This window comes from Alphaproteobacteria bacterium, from assembly GCA_015231795.1.
Taxonomy (GTDB): Bacteria; Pseudomonadota; Alphaproteobacteria; order Rhodospirillales; family WMHbin7; genus WMHbin7.
Map to the genome: position 1 here is coordinate 562,212 of JADGAX010000001.1, position 19,005 is coordinate 581,216.

Here is a 19,005-nt window from a genome sequence, read left to right on the forward strand (position 1 = left end):
GATAATACATTACGCATCAGGTGCTAATAGAGCCATAGACCGTTCAGGCGTCTTCCATGACATCGTATCGAAGGCATGGCAGGAGGGGCATGACGAGGACCAGGATTCGTCGACATGGCCGCAGGCGGAACAGCTCCAGACGGGATCGGGAGCGGCATCGTTCAACCGGCGCAGCCAAGCGACGGAATCGGCCAACCGCCCCTCGGCTTCATCGATGGCCGCCATCAGGCTGATCACGCGAGCCTGAGGATGCGCCGCTTCGGCCAGCGGCAGAAGCGCCGTCCTGGCCTTGCCCCACAGGCGGGCCTTCAAGGCGGCGGTGGCGATGGCGATATGGCTCTCAGGATCGCCTTGCTTTCCACTCACCATTTTCTCGACGGCGATCACCTGTTTCAAAGGATCTTCGTTGGCGACCAGATCGAGAAACGTCTGGGCAATGCTTGGGTGCGGGCATGACGACCACGCCTTCTCAAGCAAGCGGACGGCCTTGGATTCCTTGCCGCATTCCTTCAGTCGCTGGGCGGCCAACATGACGGCGGCAGGCAGGTCGGGCGCCAACTCGAAAGCGTTCTGAGCCAACTTGGCGCCATGCGCCGGGTCCGCCGCCTCGCCAGCCGCTTCCAGCAACAAGAGCGCCCGCCTGCGTTTGGCGACGGTTGCTCCGACCAAATGGCGCTTGGCGGCCTTTTCCGTCAGCACCAGCGCTTCGTCCCAGGCATGTTCCTCGATCAGCAAGGAGGAAAGCGCCGAATAAACCCATTCAGCTTCGGGTTTCAGGGCGTGCGCTCGTCTTGCATGGCGCAAAGCGGCGGCGTGATCGCCTTTCTTCAAGGCCTGGGTCATCAGGCCGCGCAGGGCCAGAAATTCCGTTTCCGGCCGTTGACGCATGGCTTCGAAATGCCGGGCGGCTGCGTCGTCGTCTCCCGCCAATTGCGCGGCCTGGGCGGCCAGCAGCAAAGTCAGCGGCGGCGCCTTCAGAAATGAATCTGCCTGTCTGGCTTGGCGCAGAGCCTCTTTCGGATCGCCCGCCGCCACCGCCACCAATCCCTTGGTCAGCGCCTCGTAGCCTTTGCGTTGTTTGCGCTCGTCCAACATGCGGCCAAAGATGCTGGGCATGCCGACCAGAAAGCCGAAGACGCGCGCCAGCCAGAACAGAGCAAAGGCCGTCAGCAGCAATAGAACAAGCAGCAAGGGCACGCTGGTCTCGATGCGCCAACCCAACCAGTCAAGCGCCACCGATCCAGGACGGTCGGCCAGCCACACCGAAAGCGCTACCAGTACGCCAACACCAAAGAGATAGCGAAGCAGGCGCAGCATCAGGGTTTCACCGTCAAGGCCAGGGCGCGGTCCAGCAAGGACTGGATATGCAGATCGGCTTCGATATGGATATAGGCTTCGCCCAGCCAGGGCTTGATCAACTCGCCGGCAGGCCCGGCAAGCGTGGTGAGGTTGGCGGCAGCCCCCGCCAGATCGCGTTTGGCCAGCGCCGCCTCGGCCCTGGCCACCGCGCCGTCGATGCCGCCTTCTTCCTGTCCCTGACTATCGACCCGCCGGATTGAAATCAAAACCGACAGGCGGCGCAGAACGCTGGCCCACAAGTCTTCGTTGGCATCCATGGTCGAGCGCAGCAGTTCGGGCTTGAGCGTTTGGAAGTTGCGCTCGATTTCGGCAAACGGGGCAATGCCCTTCTCCTGGATCGGTTTCAAGGCGGCAAGATGCGGCGCCATTTCCGCATCGTCTCCGGCCAGCCGGGCCAGCGTTTCCAATTCCTTGCCGAAAGAGCGGCCTGCGTTGTTGGCGTCGCGCAGCAAAAGGGCGGCCACCAGCATCGACGGTCCCGCCTCGCGCTTTGACGACAGGGCCTGCAGGTCGGTTTCCAGTTTCGCGAAACGCTCGTTCAAGCGGGCCAGGTCTTCAGGAGCCAGCCCAGGGCCTTCGTGAACCGGCTGGGCTGCCTTGGATTCAAGGTCCGAGATACGCCGGGCCAGGGATTCGTCGCGCGCCGAAAGCGCCTTGATGACGTCGCTGCCAGCTGTCAGCGCCGGTTCACCGTCCGCCTCTTCTTGCATGATCTCGGTCTTCAAGGAATCGACCAGCGTCGGCCACAGCATGGCCCCGGCCCCCGCCACCAGGGCAATGCCAAGAACGCCGCCGGCCAGAAAGACGGGCAAGGCGCTTTTGGCCTTGAGAACCGGAGGCGGCATCGCATCGTCGATTTTTGCAGCACTCTGGTCTTGCGGTTCCTTGGGTTCGGCTTCGCTGGTCATGGCCCCCTCGTCGATGCAGGTGAGAAGCGCGTTCTGATCCGGACTTTCGGCAATGCGCACTACCTTGAAAGGCAGCGTTTGCAGCCGGGATGCGACGGCCTGGCTCAGGGCAAAGGCCGTCACGCAGCCAAGCCTGTCTGCGATGTTAGCTTGCTTGGCCAAGGAAGCAAAGCTCTCAGCCGTGCGGGGCGAGAAAAAGAGCGCGCCGTCAATGGCGCCTTCCTGCAATAGCCCAATCGTTTCGGAAGACAGCGCCTTTGCCGCCTTGGATTCGTAGATTACCCTACGTCGAACCTCGAATCCGGCATCCCCCAGCAAACCCGCCAGATCGCCTGCCACCTGGCTGGCCGCCGGATGCAGCAGCGCCCCCTTGGCGGGGTCGCATTTATGCCCAACCAACCGGGCCAGATCGGCCACGTCGCCCTCGGCGCTTTCGACCTGAGAAAAACCGGCATTGCTGGCCGCGCTGGCCGTGGAAGCGCCCACCGCAAAGACAGGAAGACCGCGGTCGGCATGAAGGCTCGCAAAGGCGCGCACGCCATTGGCCGAGGTGAAAAGCAAGGCCTGCACGCCGTCAAGATCGATGCTGGCGTCTGGAAGCGGCACGATTTCCAGCAAAGGTTCCAAAACCGCCCGATGCCCCCTCTCCTCCAGCAACTTCGCCAAAGGAGCGGCGTCTTCGGCCGGGCGGGTGACCAGCAGCCTCATACCGTCATCTTGAATTCAGGCCCCATCTGGGCCAGCAATTCGCGCCCAGCAGCATCGCCCATGGCTGCGGCGTCCTTGGAATCGCCGTCACGCTTGGCGCGCAGGATTCTCTTGCCGTCCGGGGTGGCGATCAGCCCTTCGAATTGCATATGGCCATTTTCGATGATTGCCAAGGCGGCGATGGGCGTGCGGCACGAACCGTCCAGAACGGTCAGGAAGGCGCGTTCAGCGGCCACCCGCATTTCGGTTTCGGCATCGTTGAGGGCGGCCAGATAAGCGCGCATGCGGGTGTCATCCGTGCGGCAGGCGATGCCGATGGCCCCTTGCGCCACGGCAGGCAGAAGATCGATGGTTTCAATGGCCGAGGCCACATGATGCTCCAGCTTCAAGCGCCGCAAGCCCGCCATGGCCAGAAGGGTGGCGTCGGCCACCCCTTCCTCGATCTTCTTCAAGCGCGTCTGCACATTGCCGCGCAGGGACTGCACCTTCAGATCGGGACGTTTCGCCAGAATCTGGGCCTGCCTGCGCAACGAGGCGGTTCCCACCACAGCGCCCGAAGGCAAATCGGCCAGCGACTTGGCCTTGATGGAAATGAAAGCGTCGCGCACGTCTTCGCGCGGCAACAAGGCCGCCATCACCGTGCCCTCGGGAATCAGGGTCGGCACGTCCTTCATGGAATGGACGGCAAGATCGATGCGCCCATCCAGCAAGGCCTCGTCGATCTCCTTGGTGAACAGTCCCTTGCCGCCGATCTCGGCCAGCGGGCGGTCCAGCACGGCATCGCCGGTGGTCTTGATGATCTCGATCTCGACCATCCCCGCAAGCTCGGGGAAAGCCTTGGCCAAGCGGGCCTGGGTTTCATGGGCCTGGGCCAGCGCCAAGGGGCTGCCCCGGGTTCCTAGACGAAGTTTTGTGTGCGCGTTCATAAGGGCTTGTTGTAATGTCCCCGGCCTGGATTGCAAAGGCCTAAGAATGCTTGCCCTTGGCATAGAAACAAGCTGCGACGAAACGGCGGCCGCCCTGGTGGACGGCCAGGGCCTGATCCTGGCCGAACGGATCCTGTCGCAATTGGACGAACACCGCCCCTTCGGCGGCGTGGTGCCTGAAGTGGCGGCCAGGGCGCATCTGGAACATCTGGACAGGCTGATCGGCCAAACCATGCAGGCCGCCGGGAAGGAATTCGCCGATCTCGATCTGGTGGCCGCCACCTGCGGACCCGGCCTGATCGGTGGCGTTTTCGTAGGCGCCATGACCGGCAAGGCCATCGCGCTGGCGGCGAACAAACCTTTCATAGCCGTCAACCACCTGGAAGGGCACGCTTTATCGGCCCGGCTGGGGACCAGCCTGCCCTTTCCTTACCTTCTGTTGCTGGCTTCCGGCGGTCATTGCCAATTGCTGGCCGTCGAAGGGGTGGGCCATTACCGCAAGCTGGGCGGCACCATCGACGACGCCGCTGGAGAAGCCTTTGATAAAACGGCGAAACTTTTGGATTTGGGCTATCCGGGCGGCCCTGCCGTCGAACGGGCCGCCCTGGCGGGCGATCCATCCAGCTTCGCTTTTCCCAGGCCGATGAAGGGGCGACCCGGTTGCGACTTTTCCTTCTCGGGCCTGAAAACGGCGGTGCGCTTGGCGGCGGAACAGGCATCGGAACTGACCCCGCGCGTCAGGGCAGACATTGCGGCCAGTTTCCAGCAAGCGGTGGCCGAGGTGATGGCCGACCGCGCCGAACATGCCATCGCCCTGACGCCCCAGGCCAGACATCTGGTGGTGGCTGGCGGGGTGGCGGCCAATCAAGCCATCAAGGCTAGGTTGCTGGCCCTGGCCGAGAAACATGGGCTGACCTTCATGGCGCCGCCCTTGAAACTATGCACCGACAATGCCGCCATGATCGCCTGGGCGGGCATCGAACGTTTCCGCCTGGGGCAACGCGATTCGCTGGATTTCGCGCCGCGCCCCCGCTGGCCGCTGGAAGAGATGAAGGCGCTATAAGGAAGACGTTAAACCACCAGCACCGGGGCGAAGCCGCCGCCCTGGGTTCTGAAATTCGTGGTTTGCCCCTGATAAAGCCTAGCCGCCATCAACAGGCCGTTGCCGTCATAGCTGTAGAGGCGAATATCCGATTTCATGCGCGCGGCGATGCCTTCAACCATCACGCCGCGTTCGGCGGGAGGAGCCACTTCCTGGGCCACATAGGACTCGGCTTTCAGAATGTCTTGCCAAACGCCACGCGTCATTTTGTCGCCGCGATAGGCCGCCTTGCCCGCATGTCCCGAGGCGGGCTTGAAGAACCAGCGCTTGCGCCCGGCCCACAGTTCGTCGGCATTCTCGGGCGTCACCAAAATCGTGCGCGGCACATGCGCCGAAATCATGGCCGCATCGTCGGCGCTTGCTCCCAACGCCAGCAAGGCGTCGGCGTCCGACAACAAAGTCAGATGGCGCTTATTTGCCAGCAGGGCATGGGCGCGCGGGCTTGGCGTGACGACCACAGCCCCATCCAGACAGGCCATGCGCAATTGCGCATGGCGCTCCTCGTCCAGTCCGAAATCGACCAAGCGGTTGTAAACCAGATCGACGGTTCTGCCTTGATGCGAAAGCACGCCGTCCCGGTAGTCGAGCGATCCGGGATCGGCGATCACGCTCGCGATGCCCGCCCTTAGAAAAGACGCCTGAACCAATTCGAATTCGGGCAACAAATATTGGTTTTCTGGATCGTCATCGACGATGGCTGCGAAGGCGAGCGCTTGGCCTAGCTTCTGGGCTTGCATCTCGGCACGGAAAATCTCGACGAAAGTTTCATCAAGGCGCTTCACGTCCGGATGATGATCGGCCATCGCCCGCCCTGCATCCTCGCAACAAGCGTCCAGCACGTCCAGAATCGCCAGATTGAGATAGGCCCCGCCAGCATTGGTGTTCACCTCGATCAGCAGCGGGCCTTGCGGGCCGATGTGAAAATCATAGCCCATGAACACGCTTTTCGTCTTGAAGTCGCGCTTGGCCGTTTCGGGGGCGTCTTCAAGCGCCGCCTGAATCCAGGCGGGCATCCTGGAGACTCTTTCGATGGCCTTGACCATGTCGGCCATCATGGCGGCGTCGTCCCTGGTGACGAAGACGGGGGTGCGCGAAAAGAGATGGGGGCGGCTTTCCAGAACATTTGCTCCGAATCCCGCCTTGCCCGCCCGCCTGTCTAGCGATTGCGCCAACTTGTCATCCGACACAGCCTTGCACAGGCATTCCAGATTCAAACGTTCGGCATTCCGGCGCAAAATCAAACTCTCCATTTCCAGGCCCCAATTTCCAGGGCCAGCCCCCTATATGGGGCAAGTTCCCCCGGCGGCGCCAGATACCATTTCCATAATTTTTCCGGCAAATCGAAATCAGGCCCCAGGGCCAGCGCCGACTCGCGGGCGATCTCCCTGCCCTCGACATCCAATTCGACGCGGGCGAATTCCGAGATCATCATGCTGCCCCCCAGCCAGGATTTCAGCATCAGGGCGTGGTTTCTGGCCGTCTGTTCGCCCCCCTCTGCCAAGGCGAGCTGTGCCGCCAGGTTAAGGCTGACCACGAAATCCGCTTCCTGGGCTAAATGATCCCAAAATCCCGGTTTGGTCACATCGTCATGGCGCAGCACAAGATTGGCATGACGCTTCCTGGCAAGCCTAGCAGGCCTGGGATGATGCAGATCGATCAGCAATACGCGATCGAAGCGCTGGCACAGTTCCTGAAGCGGCACGTCAAGCAACAGGCCGGACCCCAGAATGGCCGCGCAACGCCCCCGCTTGCAGCCCAGTGCCGCTTCGCGGACCAGTTCGCGGCAAATCGCCAGATGCGTTCCCCATTCTTCGGGATGACGGCGAAACCTGGCGTGAATGGCCGCCTGTTCGGCCGCAACCCGCCAGCCATGGCGCATATGCGGCGCTTCTCGCAGGCAGAACAAAACTTCCTTCAGCATTTTCCTATCGGCGGCTCTGGTCTCTAGCCTTTGATAATGACATAATCCCGCCGCATTTTCCTTTCATCTAATTGCCCCATGAAACGCTTAGCTCTTCTGCTCCTCCTTTTGTTGCCCCCGCTTCTTCCGGCGCCGCTTCTGGCCGAGGGGCCGGCGCTTGGCCTGACTGCCGCCGCCAAGGTGGAAGCCGGTGCCGAAGCCGCCCAGGCCATCCCCTTAAAACGGATCGACTGGCGCCATATCCTGTCGGGGCAAATCAACGCCTTCGGGCAAGCCACGGGCTTTCATTACGCCGGGGTCGATTTCGTGCCGCGCTCGGCGCGCGTGGTCAAAGCGGGCAAGCCCGATTCGCGAGGCGTGGTCAGGGCCAAGGTAGAGATTTTCAACCCCAAGAACGGGGAGTGGATCGCCAAAAAAAGCGATTCGACCCTTTTTCCTTCCGCCTGGACGCGCGGCCAGTTGGAAAAAGAGGTCGAAGCCGCCTATCAAACGGCAAAGCTCACCCGCATGCTGGATGGCGGAAGCTGGGGCTGGCGCGGCTTGGCCCCTTCGGGCATCCAGATTCAAGGGGTCGTCGATATGGATGGAACGGTGCGCACGGCCTATCCGATTCGTGAAGCAGCGAAGTGACATGCCCACTGTCCATGGGCTTTGCTTTCCTCTAAAATGATGTCCTTATAACTTATTCACACGTCCGGCGGAGGCTGGACGAGCGGGTGTGTCAGGGGAATTGGCATGTCGATCAAGGCCCGTCTGTATGCCGCCTTTGCGGTACTGGCGCTGGTCATCTTTGTCCAGGCGTTCAACAGCACCTGGATCTTGCGGGCGACGCAGGACATTTTCGTTGAATTGAACGAAGACGTCTTGGGACCGCTGGTCGATCTGCGCGCTCTTTCGGAACAATACGGCGTCGAAGTTCCCGCCATCGCCATCAAGGTGCGCAACGGCGCCTTGAACTGGGGAAACGCCAAGCAGCAACTGGCCGAAACCCGCAGCCAGATGGCCGAATCCTGGGCCAGCCTAAAGCCGCGCTTGATTGACGAGGACGAACGGGCCTTGGCGGTCCTGGCCGAAAACCGCATGGCGGAAGCCGAAGCCTCGCTCAACGAATTGGCCGACATCCTGGAGGCCGAGGCGGTGCAGGATCTGACCACCTATCTATCCCGACAGATGTTCCCCGCGATCGAGCCGGTCACCAGCGCCCTAGCCCAATTGACGGTGGTCGAGCGCCGCCATGCCAAACACATCCTGGACAAGGCCCAGAATAGATACGACCTGTTCTCGTCTTTGCTGGTGGCCCTGGGCGGCATGGCTCTGATCCTGATCGCCTGGAGCGCCTATTCCATGCGCAAACGGGTGATCGGCACGCTGGAGGCGATCACGCATTCGATGACCAGGGCGGCCCAGGGCCAACTGGACGGCCCCATTCCGTCGGCGGAGGGCAATGACGAATTCTCGCGCTTAGCCCAAGCGCTGGTGATCTTCAGAAACAACACGTTCCAACTGGGACGCCAATTGGAATTCGAACGCACCTTGCTGGACACGATCCCCAACCCGGTGGCGATCAAGGACACCGATGGCCGCTTCGTCAGCTGCAACCAGGCCTATGAGATCGCCTTTGGCGTTCGGCGCGAGATGATCATGGGGCGCACCGCGCCCGAGCTGTTCGGCGACGACAGAGCTAGGCGCAACCATGCCGAAGACATGATCCTGCTGGCCAAGGGCGGCGAATCGCAAGGAGAAAGCAGCGCGCATCTGGCCGATGGACGCGTCCATCAGATGTTGTATTGGAAGCGCACTTTCGGGCTTGAGGAAAGCGGGGGCGCGGCCAACGGCAAGGGCGGCTTGGTCTCGGTTCTCATCGACATCGCCGATTTCAAGGCGACCGAGAACGAACTGGCATCGCGCACGGCGCAGATGCGCCTGATCTTGGACGCCATGCCGGGCGCGGTCTTCATGGTCGATCAGCGCCACCGTCTTGTTTTCCATAATGCGCGCTTTGCCGAACTGTTCGAATTTCCGCCGGACCTATTACGCTCGGGCGAGCCGATCATCCATCATCTGCGCTATCTGGCGGCGCGCGGCGATTACGGCCAGGGCGATCCGGTCGAACTGGCGCAGGCGAATTTCAAGGGCTTCTATTCGCCGCAAGGAAATCTTCCGGCCACCTCGACCTTGCTGGTGGGCGGCAAACGCTTCTTGAAGATCACCCGCTCGCAGACCAACGAGCAAGGGACGGTTTACGTCGCCCTCGACGTAACGCCCCAGGTCGAGGCAGAAGCCCGCTTGGCCGACAAGACCGTACAAACCCAGTTGGTGATGGAGGCCGTGCCGGGCGCCATCTATCAGGTCGATTCCGATCTGAACCTGACCTTCTACAACGAAAGTTTCGTCGAACTGTTCGATTTGCCGCCCCGGATGATCAGCGAGGGCATGCCCTTGGCGACGATCTTGAAATTTCTGGCCGAGCGCGGCGATTACGGGCCGGGCGATCCTGCGCAACTGGCCGAGGCGCGCCTGAATTCCTTCTTCCATGATGGACCCAACGAAACGCGATCATGGTACGTAACGCCGGGCGGCAAGCGGACCTTGCGCATCAACCGTTCCGCCATTACCCCGCAAGGACTTGTTCTGGTCGCCATCGACGTGTCCGACCAGATCGCGGCAAGAAAGGCTTTGGAAGAGAATGAGGGCAAGTTGCGCCAGGCCCGCGAACAGGCCGAAGAGGCCAACCGCCTGAAAAGCGACTTCCTGGCCAATATGAGCCATGAAATCCGCACGCCGATGAATGCGGTTCTGGGCATGACCCACCTACTTTTGAAAACCAGCCTAAGCTCGCGCCAGCATGATTACGCGATCAAGATCGAGAATTCCGCCAGAACCCTGCTGGGCATTCTGAACGACATTCTGGATTTCTCGAAGATCGAAGCGGGCAAAATGGATGTCGAATCTGTGCCTTTCGATCTCGACCACGTTTTGGACACCGTCTGCACCATGGTTGGGCACCGCGCCCACGAAAAGGGACTGACCCTGTCCCTGGACGTCGATCCCGGCGTGCCGCGTCAGTTGATCGGCGATTCCCTGCGCCTTAGCCAAGTCCTGATCAATCTGGTCAACAACGCCGTCAAGTTCACCGAGAAGGGCGACATCGAACTGGCGCTTGGCGCTGGAAAACTCTCCAACGACAATATCGACCTGCACATTCATGTGCGCGATACCGGCATCGGAATGACGCAAGAACAGCAGGCCAAGCTGTTTCAGGCTTTCGTCCAGGCCGATGGCTCGACGACCCGCAAATATGGCGGCACCGGCCTGGGGCTGGCCATCAGCCGCCGTTTGGTCGAACTGATGGACGGCGAGATCAAAGTGGCCAGCCAGCCAGACAAGGGATCCGATTTTCACGTCAGGGTCCGCCTGGGCGTTCTGACCGACGAGCCGCCCCTGGGCCTGCCCCAAATGGGACCTGTCCTGATCGTCGCCGAACATCCCATCGAGCGGCGCGCCCTGACGCAACTTGCGGCTGGGCTTGAAATCGACATCGAGATCGCCGACAGCCCCGGCATGGCGCAAGACATGCTGGAAGCGGCAAAGAAGAAAGGCGCCGGCTTCGATGTCGTTCTGCTTGATGCGAACTTGGCCGACCGGTTCGGAACCTATTTCTCGAAGCCCCTTGGGGAGCGTCCGGGGATCGGGCTTTTGTCCGCGTTCGGCGCCGACCTTCCGGCCAATTCCATAGCCGACGCCTTCGCCACGAAACCGCTGACCGCCACCCGCCTGATCCATCTTCTGGCCGAGATCAAGGGCCAGAGCGGTCAGGTGCGCCAATCTCGCGAACAAGACTCCCTTCAAGACGTCATGGGCGCCCATCTGCTCATCGTGGAAGACAATCCAATCAACCAGCAGGTGGCGCAAGGCCTGTTGGATAGCTTCGGTATCTCGTCGGAAGTGGCGGCAACCGGCGCCCAAGCGCTGGGCCGTTTGTCGCAAAAGGAGATGCGCCGCTTCGACGGCGTGCTGATGGATTTGCAGATGCCCGGCATGGACGGCATCGAAACCACCAAGCGCCTGCGCGCGGATTCGCGATTGGACGGCATGCCCGTCATCGCCATGACGGCGCACGCCACCTTGGAAGAAAGACGCAAAGTGTTGGAGGCAGGAATGAACGATCACGTCGCCAAACCGGTCGAGCCGGAACGCCTGCTGGCGGCGATCAGAACCTGGATCGCCCCCAGGCTTGACCCGGCCCGGCCAATGGTTGCGCCTGAACCAGTCGCCAGCGCCACGCCAGCATCCCAGCCCCAGGACGGCGCCCTGCCCGGCATCGACATGGCGGGCGCGCTTCGCCGCCTGAACGGCAACAACGACCTGCTAAAGCGCCTGCTGGGCGATTTCGTGGCCGATTACCGCAGCGCGGGACCGCTTCTGCTACGTCTGATTGGCGAAGGCGATCACAAGGAGGCGGAACGGCAAGCCCATACGCTGAAAGGCGTTGCCGCCAATCTGGGAGCGGTGCGCATTCAAGAATTGGCGATGGGTTTGGAAAAATCGCTGCAGAGCCGGAATTTTGAAACCGCCAGGATCGAGTTCGCCCTTCTCGACGAAGCGATGCAGGCGATCGCGGCATCGCTGGGGCTTGAGGCCAGTCAGGACGACGACGTCCTTCTTCCTTCCGAACCCGGCCCCAGGGATGCGACAAGGTTGAGAACGCTTCGCCCCAAGATCGATCTTCTGGCCCGCCAACTGGCCGCCTGCGATGGCGAGGCCTTCGAACTTTTCAAGGAGATCGAGCCTGATCTGGCCCTGGAAGGCGGCATGGCCCCATCGACCCGCCTGGGCCGCCTGATCGAACGTTTCGCCTTCGACGAGGCGGCGGAACAACTGGCCGTCCTTTCGACGGCGCTGGATACGTCTTCGGGATGCCAAGCATGAATGGAATTTCAGAACTTCCCCTGATCCTGATCGTCGACGATTCGCCCGCCAACATCTCGATCATCAACGAAGTGGCAAAGCCATTCTGGCGCACGCGCATCGCCACCACCGGCAAGAAGGCGCTGGAACTGGCCCTGCTGGAGCCAAAACCCAATCTGGTGCTGCTGGACATCATCCTGCCCGACATGGACGGCTACGACATCTGCCAGTCGCTGAAGGCCAATCCTGACACGCGCGACATCCCCATCGTGTTCCTGACCGCCAAAACGGAAGAACAAGACGAGGCGCTGGGCTTTGCCCTAGGCGCGGTGGACTACATCACCAAACCCTTCAGCCCGCCCATCGTGGAATCCAGAATTCGCAATCATCTGATGCTGCAGGAAGCCAAGGCGCTTTTGAAGAATCAGAACGCCTTGTTGGAACGCAAGGTGGCCGAGCGCACGCATGAACTGGCGCAAGTGCGCGACGCCACCATCCTGGCCATGGCCAGCCTTGCCGAGACCAGGGACAACGAAACCGGCAACCATATCCGGCGCACTCAGAACTTCATCAAAGTCCTGGCCATGAAACTGGGTTCGAACCCCAACTACGCCACGCAACTGGATGCCGACGCCATCGACCTTCTGTACAAGTCGGCGCCCCTGCACGATATCGGCAAGGTTGGCATTCCGGATTCCATCTTGTTGAAGCCGGGACCGCTCGACAAAGACGAGTTCGAGTTGATGAAGCGTCACACCTTGATCGGACGCGACGCCATTCTGGCGGCGGAAAGCAAATTGGACAAAGCCAATTCATTTCTGGCCCTGGCGCGCGATATCGCCTTGTCGCACCACGAGAAGTGGGATGGCACCGGCTATCCGATGGGACTGGCGGGCGAAAGCATCCCACTCTCGGCCCGCCTGATGGCGGTGGCCGACGTCTATGACGCCCTGATCTCAAAGCGCGCCTATAAACCGGCCTTCAGCCACGAAAAATCGGTCGCCATCATTCAAGAAGGGAAAGGGCGTCATTTCGACCCCGACGCCGCCGACGCCTTCTTGGCCATCGCCGACGACGTAAAGGCCATCGCCCAAACCTTTAGCGACGAGGATCATCAATGACCCGCAACAGATTGCGCTTCGCCATTCTTGCCGCCTGCGCCCTTCTGCTGGCGCTGCCCAGCGTTTCCAAGGCCAGCGTGATGGATGAGGTGATCGGGCGCGGCCATGTGCGCTGCGGCGTTCACACCGGAATTCAGGGCTTTGCCGTCAAGGACGCCAACGGAAAATGGAACGGATTGAACGCCGATTTCTGCCGCGCAGTGGCCGCCGCCGTTCTATCAGACGCGTCAAAGGTCGAATTCTTTCCGGTTTCGGTCAAGGACGGGTTAGACATGCTGCGCGAGGGCAAGGTGGATCTTCTGGCCCGCAACCTGACCCAAACCCTGACCCGCGACACCGACGCCGGTTTTTCCTTCGTAGGCATCAATTATTATGACGGCCAGGGCATCCTGGCGCGCCGCCAACTGGGCGCTTCCAACATCCGCAGCCTGAACAATGTGGCGGTCTGCGTTCAGCCCGCCAGCACGTCGGAACGCAATCTGGAAGATTTCATGCAAAGCCTGCGCGTGCCCTATCGCAAAGTGACGGTCGCCAACGCCCAGGAGATGCTGAAGGCCTATCAAGAAAGACGGTGCGACGCCATGACCACCGACTACACGCAATTGGCCATCCTGCGCCAGACGCAGTTGCCCGACCCCGACGAGCATGTGCTGTTTCGCGAACGGCTTTCCAAGGAACCCTTGGGGCCGCTGGTGCGCAAAGGCGATGAAGGCTGGTACAAGATCGTCAAATGGACCTTGCTGGCGCAGATCGCCGCCGAGGAACTGGGAATCACCAAGGCCAACATCCAAGACATGAAGAAATCGCCGCAAAGCGCCGTGCGTCGTTTTCTGGGCGTCGATCCCGGCCTTGGAAAAGCGCTGGGACTGGGCGAGAGCTGGGCCTATGAGATCATCCGCCAGACCGGCAATTACGGCGAAAGTTTCGAGCGTCACCTGGGAAGCGCCAGCCCCATCGGACTTGAGCGCGGCTTGAACGATTTATGGACCAAAGGCGGGCTGATGTACGCCCCGCCTTTCCAGTGATTGCCCAGCTAGAAAGCAGATACCGCCGAAGAAGAAAGAAAGCCGGGCAGGTCGGCGCGCGGCACGGCATCGACGATCCGCTTCGCTTCGTCCAGGCGATGGCGAATGAAATCGGCATAGCCCTTGTCTTCCCGGATGGAATGATCTTCCCACCAGTCGTAAAGATAGGCCAGGGCGTCGTCGTCATAATGCGCGTTGCGCCTTTCCCCGATTTCCGGCAGCGACGCATCCATCCAGGCGCGCATGATGTCATGGCTTTGCTTGTGGGCAGCCAGTCCGTCAAAGCCGATTTCCGCCATCAGCCGTTCTTCGCGTCCGAAATGCTCGTCGGTGAAATGAATCAGAAAGCCAACCGTCCGGCCCAGCGTCTCGCCCCGGGCGGCATAGGAAATCTCGTTCTCGAGTATGCCCAGCGCCACATGCAAGATTCTGTGGTCGAGGTCAAGCGCCGACAGCCCGACGCTTGACCCGGCAAAGCGGGGGGCGACACGGGCGATCCCGCCACTTCTGGCGGGGGCAAGCAATCCTTGATGCGGCAAGGCCATCTTCCCCTCCTTTGCCTAGTATGACTCTAGAAGGAAAAAAGACCGCGCCGCAACGATCCAGATCAATTCAAGCAACCAAGAGACGCCTATCTTTAGTTACTTTCAGGCGGCGGATGGGCATTCCAACTGCCTAAGGATACTTCCGGTTTCATGGGGCCGCTCTAATGCGTACTGGTCGTAATGCTTGTCATGGCGTTCGTTGTGCAGGCTCCACCAATCGGCCAGATAGGCCACCACGGCATCGTCGTAGCTGGGGCGGCGCATTTCGCCCAAGCTGGGCAGGACGGCTTCCATCCAGGCCGTCAGCAGGCCATGCTGCTCGCAATGCTCCCTGACCTTGGGATAGCAAAGCCGCTCCATCAGATGCTCTTCCCTGGCGAAATGCCGTTCGGTCAGATGGCTGAGAAACTTGACCGTCTTGTGCAGCGTGGGGCCGCGGCGCAGAAACTTCAATTCGTTCTCCAGCGTGCCCAGCGCGATGAAGATCAGATTATGGTCATGATCCAAGGGATCGAGGCCAACGCTATGCTCCGACGGACTCCAGTCGGCAACGCGGCGTCCTGCTTGGCTGTAGCTGCTGTTGCAGCCGTGTCTGGAAAGATGCGTCATGGCAACCTCCTTCAGGTCTGAAACCCGAAGCGAGGCTGTCAAAGACAGGCGTTAATTTAAAGTTATCATATCGTTTCATCCGCTCGACTGTTGCGGGCGGATGACGGGGGTGTGACACCCCCGTGACCGTTACTTGCTAAGCAGCTTATCCGACTTGATAATATTCTGATCGAGTCCCGCATCCTTCACGGGATCGAGGCCGAAGGCCACCGCCATCAACTGGCTGTAGAAGACGACCGGGATGTTGAAATTGGTGCCGAATCGCTTGTTGATTTCGGGCTGGTACATTTCAACATTGGTCTGGCAGAGCGGACATGGCGTCGAAATAACATCGGCGCCCAGCTTCTGCACTTCGTCAAGCAGTTCCTTGATCAGATGCAGGCCCTTGTCGGGACTCATCACCGAGACCGAACCGCCGCAGCAATGGGTGCGCATCTTGAAGTCCAGCGCCTCGGCCCCGCAGGCCTTGGTGAAGTCGTCCAGGAAGGTGGGATCGTCGTAGCTGTCGAATTTGTTGGCGCGTTCGGTGTTGGCGAAGGGGCGCACCGTCTGGCAACCGACATAGCCCGCCACCTTCAATCCGGTCAGCGGCTTCTTGACCTGGGCCTTCACGGCATCCATGCCGATGTCGGTGACCAGCATTTCGCAGACATGGCGCACATGCAGCGAACCGTCATAGCTTTTGCCGACAACACCCAACGCTTCGTTCAAATCATTCTTGAGCGATTCGGAACCGCGGATCGATTCATTGACGTAATGGGTGTTGAGGTAGCAGGCAGCGCAGGGCGTCATCACATCCTCGGGTCCAGCCGATTTGGCGTTGGCGAGATTGCGGGCCGACAGCGCCGAATTGGCCAGATGGCCACCCTCGATATGGCCGACCGAAGCGCCGCAGCAGTTCCAGTCGTCGATATCACGAAGGGCGACGCCCAGCGGCCCCATGATGGCGCGAAGCGATTTGTCCAGATGCACAGCCGAGGCCTGCGAGCTGCAACCGGGATAATAAGTCAGCGTGCGGGTCATCTCTTAGGCCCCTTTCCCATGGCGTGCTTGAATCTCCGTGGCCTTGGCCAGGATCTTCTGAAGTTCGTCCTTCGCCTTGATGGCGTGCGGCATGCCCAGATGCATGCGCTTGGTCTTGATCATGTTCATGGCGATCTTCTGGTTGGCCATGCCGCGCTTCATGCCTTCGCCGATGCCAAACGAGAAGTAATAGATGCCGGTGACCAAGCGTTCGTCGGTGCGCCCATACTTGGCCGCCGACCACCAGAAGGCCTTGGCGAAACGGGCGTTGTCGGCCTTCTTGGCGGGTTCATAACCTTCTTGCACGGCCAGATAGGCCAGATCGTGCAGGATGTAGGTGATGGGCACCTTGCGGGGGCAACGGACCACACAGTTGTAGCAAGACACGCAGTTCCAGATGGTGTTCGAAGTCAGCACCGCTTCCTTCATGCCCGCCCGGATCATCATGAACAATTTGCGCGGTCCATGATCCATCTGCTGGCCGATCGGGCAGGAACCCGAACAGGCGCCGCACTGCATGCACATGCGCAAACGCTCGCCGCCGTCGATGTTCTCATAGACGTAACGGGCGAAGTTGAGATCGTAGGCGCGCTTTGGCGTGGGAGAAATCGCGTTCATCTTAGAACCCCTTGAACGGGTTGGGACCGACGGCGTCGATCTTGGCCACAAGTTCGTCGATCACCTTGGGCAGGCGGGCGCCATCGGCGATGCTGGCGTCCACCATCGTCACGCGCTCGACTTCCAGCTGCATGCTTTTCAGCGTATCGGCGATCTTGCTCAAGCGTTCCTTCGCCATGGCGCTGCCCTTGACGAAGTGACACTGGTAATCGTCGCCCGGCTTGCAGCCCATCAAGATGACGCCGTCATAACCCGACGACAAAGCGTCCGAGATCAGCAGCAGGCTCATCGACCCCAGGCAGCGCACCGGCAGCACGCGGATGAAGGGCGAATACTGGTGCTTGGCGATGCCGGCCATGTCCAGCGCCGGATAGGCGTCGTTCTCGCAGGCGATGACCAGGATGCGCGGCTTTTCTTCGTCCTCGTCGGGAATGTTGACCGCCTTGACCATGGAAGACAGCATCTCGACCGTGTAGTTGTCGAACGAGATGGTGCGCACCGGACAAGCGCCCATGCAGGTGCCGCAGCGGCGGCAGCGCGTGGGATTGACCACCGGATAGTCTTTTTCGTTTTCGTCGATGGCGCCGAAGGGGCATTCCACCGTGCAACGGCGGCACTTGGTGCAGGCGTTGAGATTGATCTTCGGATATGAAAGATCGCCCACGCGCGGATGCACCGCATGGCCCTGGGCCGCGTTGCGGATGACCTGAATGGCCTTCAACACTGCACCCATGGCGTCTTCATGAACTTCGCCCATGTCCATCGGACGGCGAACCGGGCCGCAGGTGTAAATGCCGGTGCGGCGCGTCTCGTAGGGGAAGCAGATGTAATGCGAATCCGAGAAACCGTCGGCCAGCATCGGCAGATGCGGACCCTGGCGGTATTGTAGATTGAGCAAGGGGCCACCCGGCGGCACGGCAGGCGTCGGATTGTAGCTGTCGCCCGCCGGATAGGGATTGATGTCGGCGTTCAACAACTCGGCGCCGTATTCCTGGGCGGGCTGGTCGGGATCGGTCGAATTAGGCACCATGCCGGTCGCCAACACCACCATGTCCAAGGGTCCCAGCGGCACATCTTGCTGCAGCAGTTCGTCGGCCACGGTCACCGTGATGCCCGAACCATTCTCGACCTTGGTGGCTTTGCCCTTCATGAAGATGACGCCCGCTTCCTGGGCGGCGCGGTAGAATTCCTCCGTCGTGCCCGGCGTGCGCATCTCTTCATAGATGACATAGACCATGGTCTCGGGATCGGCCTTGGTCAACTGAATGGCTTGCTTCAGCGACACCGAACAGCAGACCGACGAACAGTAAGGCAGATGGTTGGGGTCACGCGATCCGGCGCATTGGATGAAGGCGACGGCCTTGGGCGAGGAACCCGCCTTGGTAACGACCTTGCCTGCCTTCAGCTTGGCTTCCATCTCGACATTGGTGACGATGTCGGCGGAAAGGCCATAGCCCAAATGCGTGAGCTTGTTGGCGTCATAGGGGCGGAAACCAGTGGCCAGAACGATGGCGCCCACGATGTGGGAGGAACCGTCCGAAAGCTCCACCTGGAACTTGCCCGGCATGCCCGAGGTCTTGACGACCGTGGCCCCGGTGATGACGCGAATGGCCGATATGGCCTTCACTTCCTCGATCAAGGCGGGCAGCGGGTTGGCTTGCGGATCATGATAGGGCGGCTTCGAAGGAACGATGCTGGCCCAATTGGCGGCATTGCCGCCCAGTTCGGCCTTCTTCTCGACCAGGATCACGCCATGACCGGCCTTCACGGCCTGCTTGGCCGCCGTCAGACCGGCGTAACCGCCGCCCAACACCAGAATGGTGGTCGAGAAATCGCCCTCGGTGAAGGGCACGGGATCGTTGACCTTGGTGGCCTGCGTCATGAACATGCGCATGACGTCTTCGCCCAGCATCTGGGTGTCTTCGTCGCCCGCCGGGTGGCTCCAAATCACCTGTTCGCGCAGATTGGCGCGAATGGGCGTCATGCCCGGCAGCATGAAGCGGTCGGTCATGACGCGGGGGGAACAAGCGCCGATCACCGGCAACGTCACCTCGCCCGCGTCCATGTCGGCCTTGATCATGGCCACGCCCGCATCGCCGCACAGGCATTCGTGCGTTTTGACGGGCTTCTTGAATTCCTTGGTCACGACGCCTTCCAGCGCCTTGACGTTGAGCGCCTCGCCGATGCCGCAGCCCGAGCAGAGATAAGCGCCGATTTTCTTTTCCATGGGGC

The 19,005-nt window shown here is 61.0% G+C and carries 15 protein-coding genes; 5 read left to right on the forward strand and 10 right to left on the reverse strand.

What is annotated here, in order from left to right; translation table 11 throughout:
• Nucleotides 1-9: 9 nt before the first annotated feature.
• Genes HQL44_02720 through hemC form a run of 3 tightly spaced genes read right to left on the reverse strand, consistent with a single transcriptional unit; the run spans nt 10 to nt 3,901 of the window.
• The gene (locus HQL44_02720) at nt 10-1,317 is read right to left on the reverse strand and encodes a heme biosynthesis protein HemY (protein ID MBF0267485.1); all 1,308 of its coding nucleotides are present in this window, start codon (nt 1,315-1,317) and stop codon (nt 10-12) included.
• The gene (locus HQL44_02725) at nt 1,317-2,975 is read right to left on the reverse strand and encodes a uroporphyrinogen-III synthase (GenBank protein MBF0267486.1); all 1,659 of its coding nucleotides are present in this window, start codon (nt 2,973-2,975) and stop codon (nt 1,317-1,319) included. The genes HQL44_02720 and HQL44_02725 overlap by 1 nt, the downstream gene beginning before the upstream one ends.
• Nucleotides 2,972-3,901, reverse strand: a complete 930-nt coding sequence (gene hemC, locus HQL44_02730) for a hydroxymethylbilane synthase (GenBank protein ID MBF0267487.1) — start codon at nt 3,899-3,901, stop codon at nt 2,972-2,974. Before hemC ends, HQL44_02725 begins: the two co-directional genes overlap by 4 nt.
• A gap of 46 nt (nt 3,902-3,947) precedes the next feature.
• Between hemC and tsaD the strand changes: the two genes are divergently transcribed.
• Nucleotides 3,948-4,964 (forward strand): tRNA (adenosine(37)-N6)-threonylcarbamoyltransferase complex transferase subunit TsaD, encoded by a 1,017-nt coding sequence (gene tsaD / locus HQL44_02735; protein ID MBF0267488.1) that lies wholly within the window; start codon nt 3,948-3,950, stop codon nt 4,962-4,964.
• An 8-nt stretch (nt 4,965-4,972) separates the two neighbouring features.
• On the opposite strand, the gene HQL44_02740 is transcribed toward tsaD, so the two are convergent.
• A complete protein-coding gene (locus HQL44_02740) occupies nt 4,973-6,253 on the reverse strand; it encodes a hypothetical protein (GenBank protein MBF0267489.1) in 1,281 nt (426 codons plus the stop codon).
• Nucleotides 6,241-6,924, reverse strand: a complete 684-nt coding sequence (locus HQL44_02745; GenBank protein ID MBF0267490.1) for a hypothetical protein — start codon at nt 6,922-6,924, stop codon at nt 6,241-6,243. The genes HQL44_02740 and HQL44_02745 overlap by 13 nt, the downstream gene beginning before the upstream one ends.
• A 78-nt stretch (nt 6,925-7,002) precedes the next feature.
• On the opposite strand from HQL44_02745, the gene HQL44_02750 reads away from it, so the two are divergent.
• The 4 genes from HQL44_02750 to HQL44_02765 all read left to right on the forward strand — a co-directional run bounded on the left by HQL44_02750 (nt 7,003) and on the right by HQL44_02765 (nt 13,978).
• Nucleotides 7,003-7,554, forward strand: a complete 552-nt coding sequence (locus HQL44_02750) for an EndoU domain-containing protein (GenBank protein MBF0267491.1) — start codon at nt 7,003-7,005, stop codon at nt 7,552-7,554.
• 105 nt (nt 7,555-7,659) lie between these two features.
• The gene (locus tag HQL44_02755) at nt 7,660-11,853 is read left to right on the forward strand and encodes a PAS-domain containing protein (GenBank protein MBF0267492.1); all 4,194 of its coding nucleotides are present in this window, start codon (nt 7,660-7,662) and stop codon (nt 11,851-11,853) included.
• The gene (locus HQL44_02760) at nt 11,850-12,953 is read left to right on the forward strand and encodes a two-component system response regulator (protein ID MBF0267493.1); all 1,104 of its coding nucleotides are present in this window, start codon (nt 11,850-11,852) and stop codon (nt 12,951-12,953) included. The genes HQL44_02755 and HQL44_02760 overlap by 4 nt, the downstream gene beginning before the upstream one ends.
• Nucleotides 12,950-13,978, forward strand: a complete 1,029-nt coding sequence (locus tag HQL44_02765) for an amino acid ABC transporter substrate-binding protein (protein MBF0267494.1) — start codon at nt 12,950-12,952, stop codon at nt 13,976-13,978. The genes HQL44_02760 and HQL44_02765 overlap by 4 nt, the downstream gene beginning before the upstream one ends.
• A gap of 8 nt (nt 13,979-13,986) precedes the next feature.
• On the opposite strand, the gene HQL44_02770 is transcribed toward HQL44_02765, so the two are convergent.
• The 5 genes from HQL44_02770 to HQL44_02790 form a co-directional block, all read right to left on the reverse strand.
• Nucleotides 13,987-14,523, reverse strand: coding sequence for a hemerythrin family protein (locus tag HQL44_02770; protein MBF0267495.1), 537 nt, complete (start codon nt 14,521-14,523; stop codon nt 13,987-13,989).
• A 102-nt stretch (nt 14,524-14,625) separates the two neighbouring features.
• Entirely contained in the window at nt 14,626-15,132 is a 507-nt protein-coding gene (locus HQL44_02775; protein ID MBF0267496.1) for a hemerythrin family protein, read from the reverse strand.
• A gap of 129 nt (nt 15,133-15,261) precedes the next feature.
• Nucleotides 15,262-16,155, reverse strand: coding sequence for a CoB--CoM heterodisulfide reductase iron-sulfur subunit B family protein (locus tag HQL44_02780; protein MBF0267497.1), 894 nt, complete (start codon nt 16,153-16,155; stop codon nt 15,262-15,264).
• A 3-nt stretch (nt 16,156-16,158) separates the two neighbouring features.
• The gene (locus HQL44_02785) at nt 16,159-16,773 is read right to left on the reverse strand and encodes a 4Fe-4S dicluster domain-containing protein (protein ID MBF0267498.1); all 615 of its coding nucleotides are present in this window, start codon (nt 16,771-16,773) and stop codon (nt 16,159-16,161) included.
• Nucleotide 16,774: 1 nt separating this feature from the next.
• Entirely contained in the window at nt 16,775-19,000 is a 2,226-nt protein-coding gene (locus tag HQL44_02790) for a hydrogenase iron-sulfur subunit (protein MBF0267499.1), read from the reverse strand.
• Between the last annotated feature and the right edge of the window lie 5 nt (nt 19,001-19,005).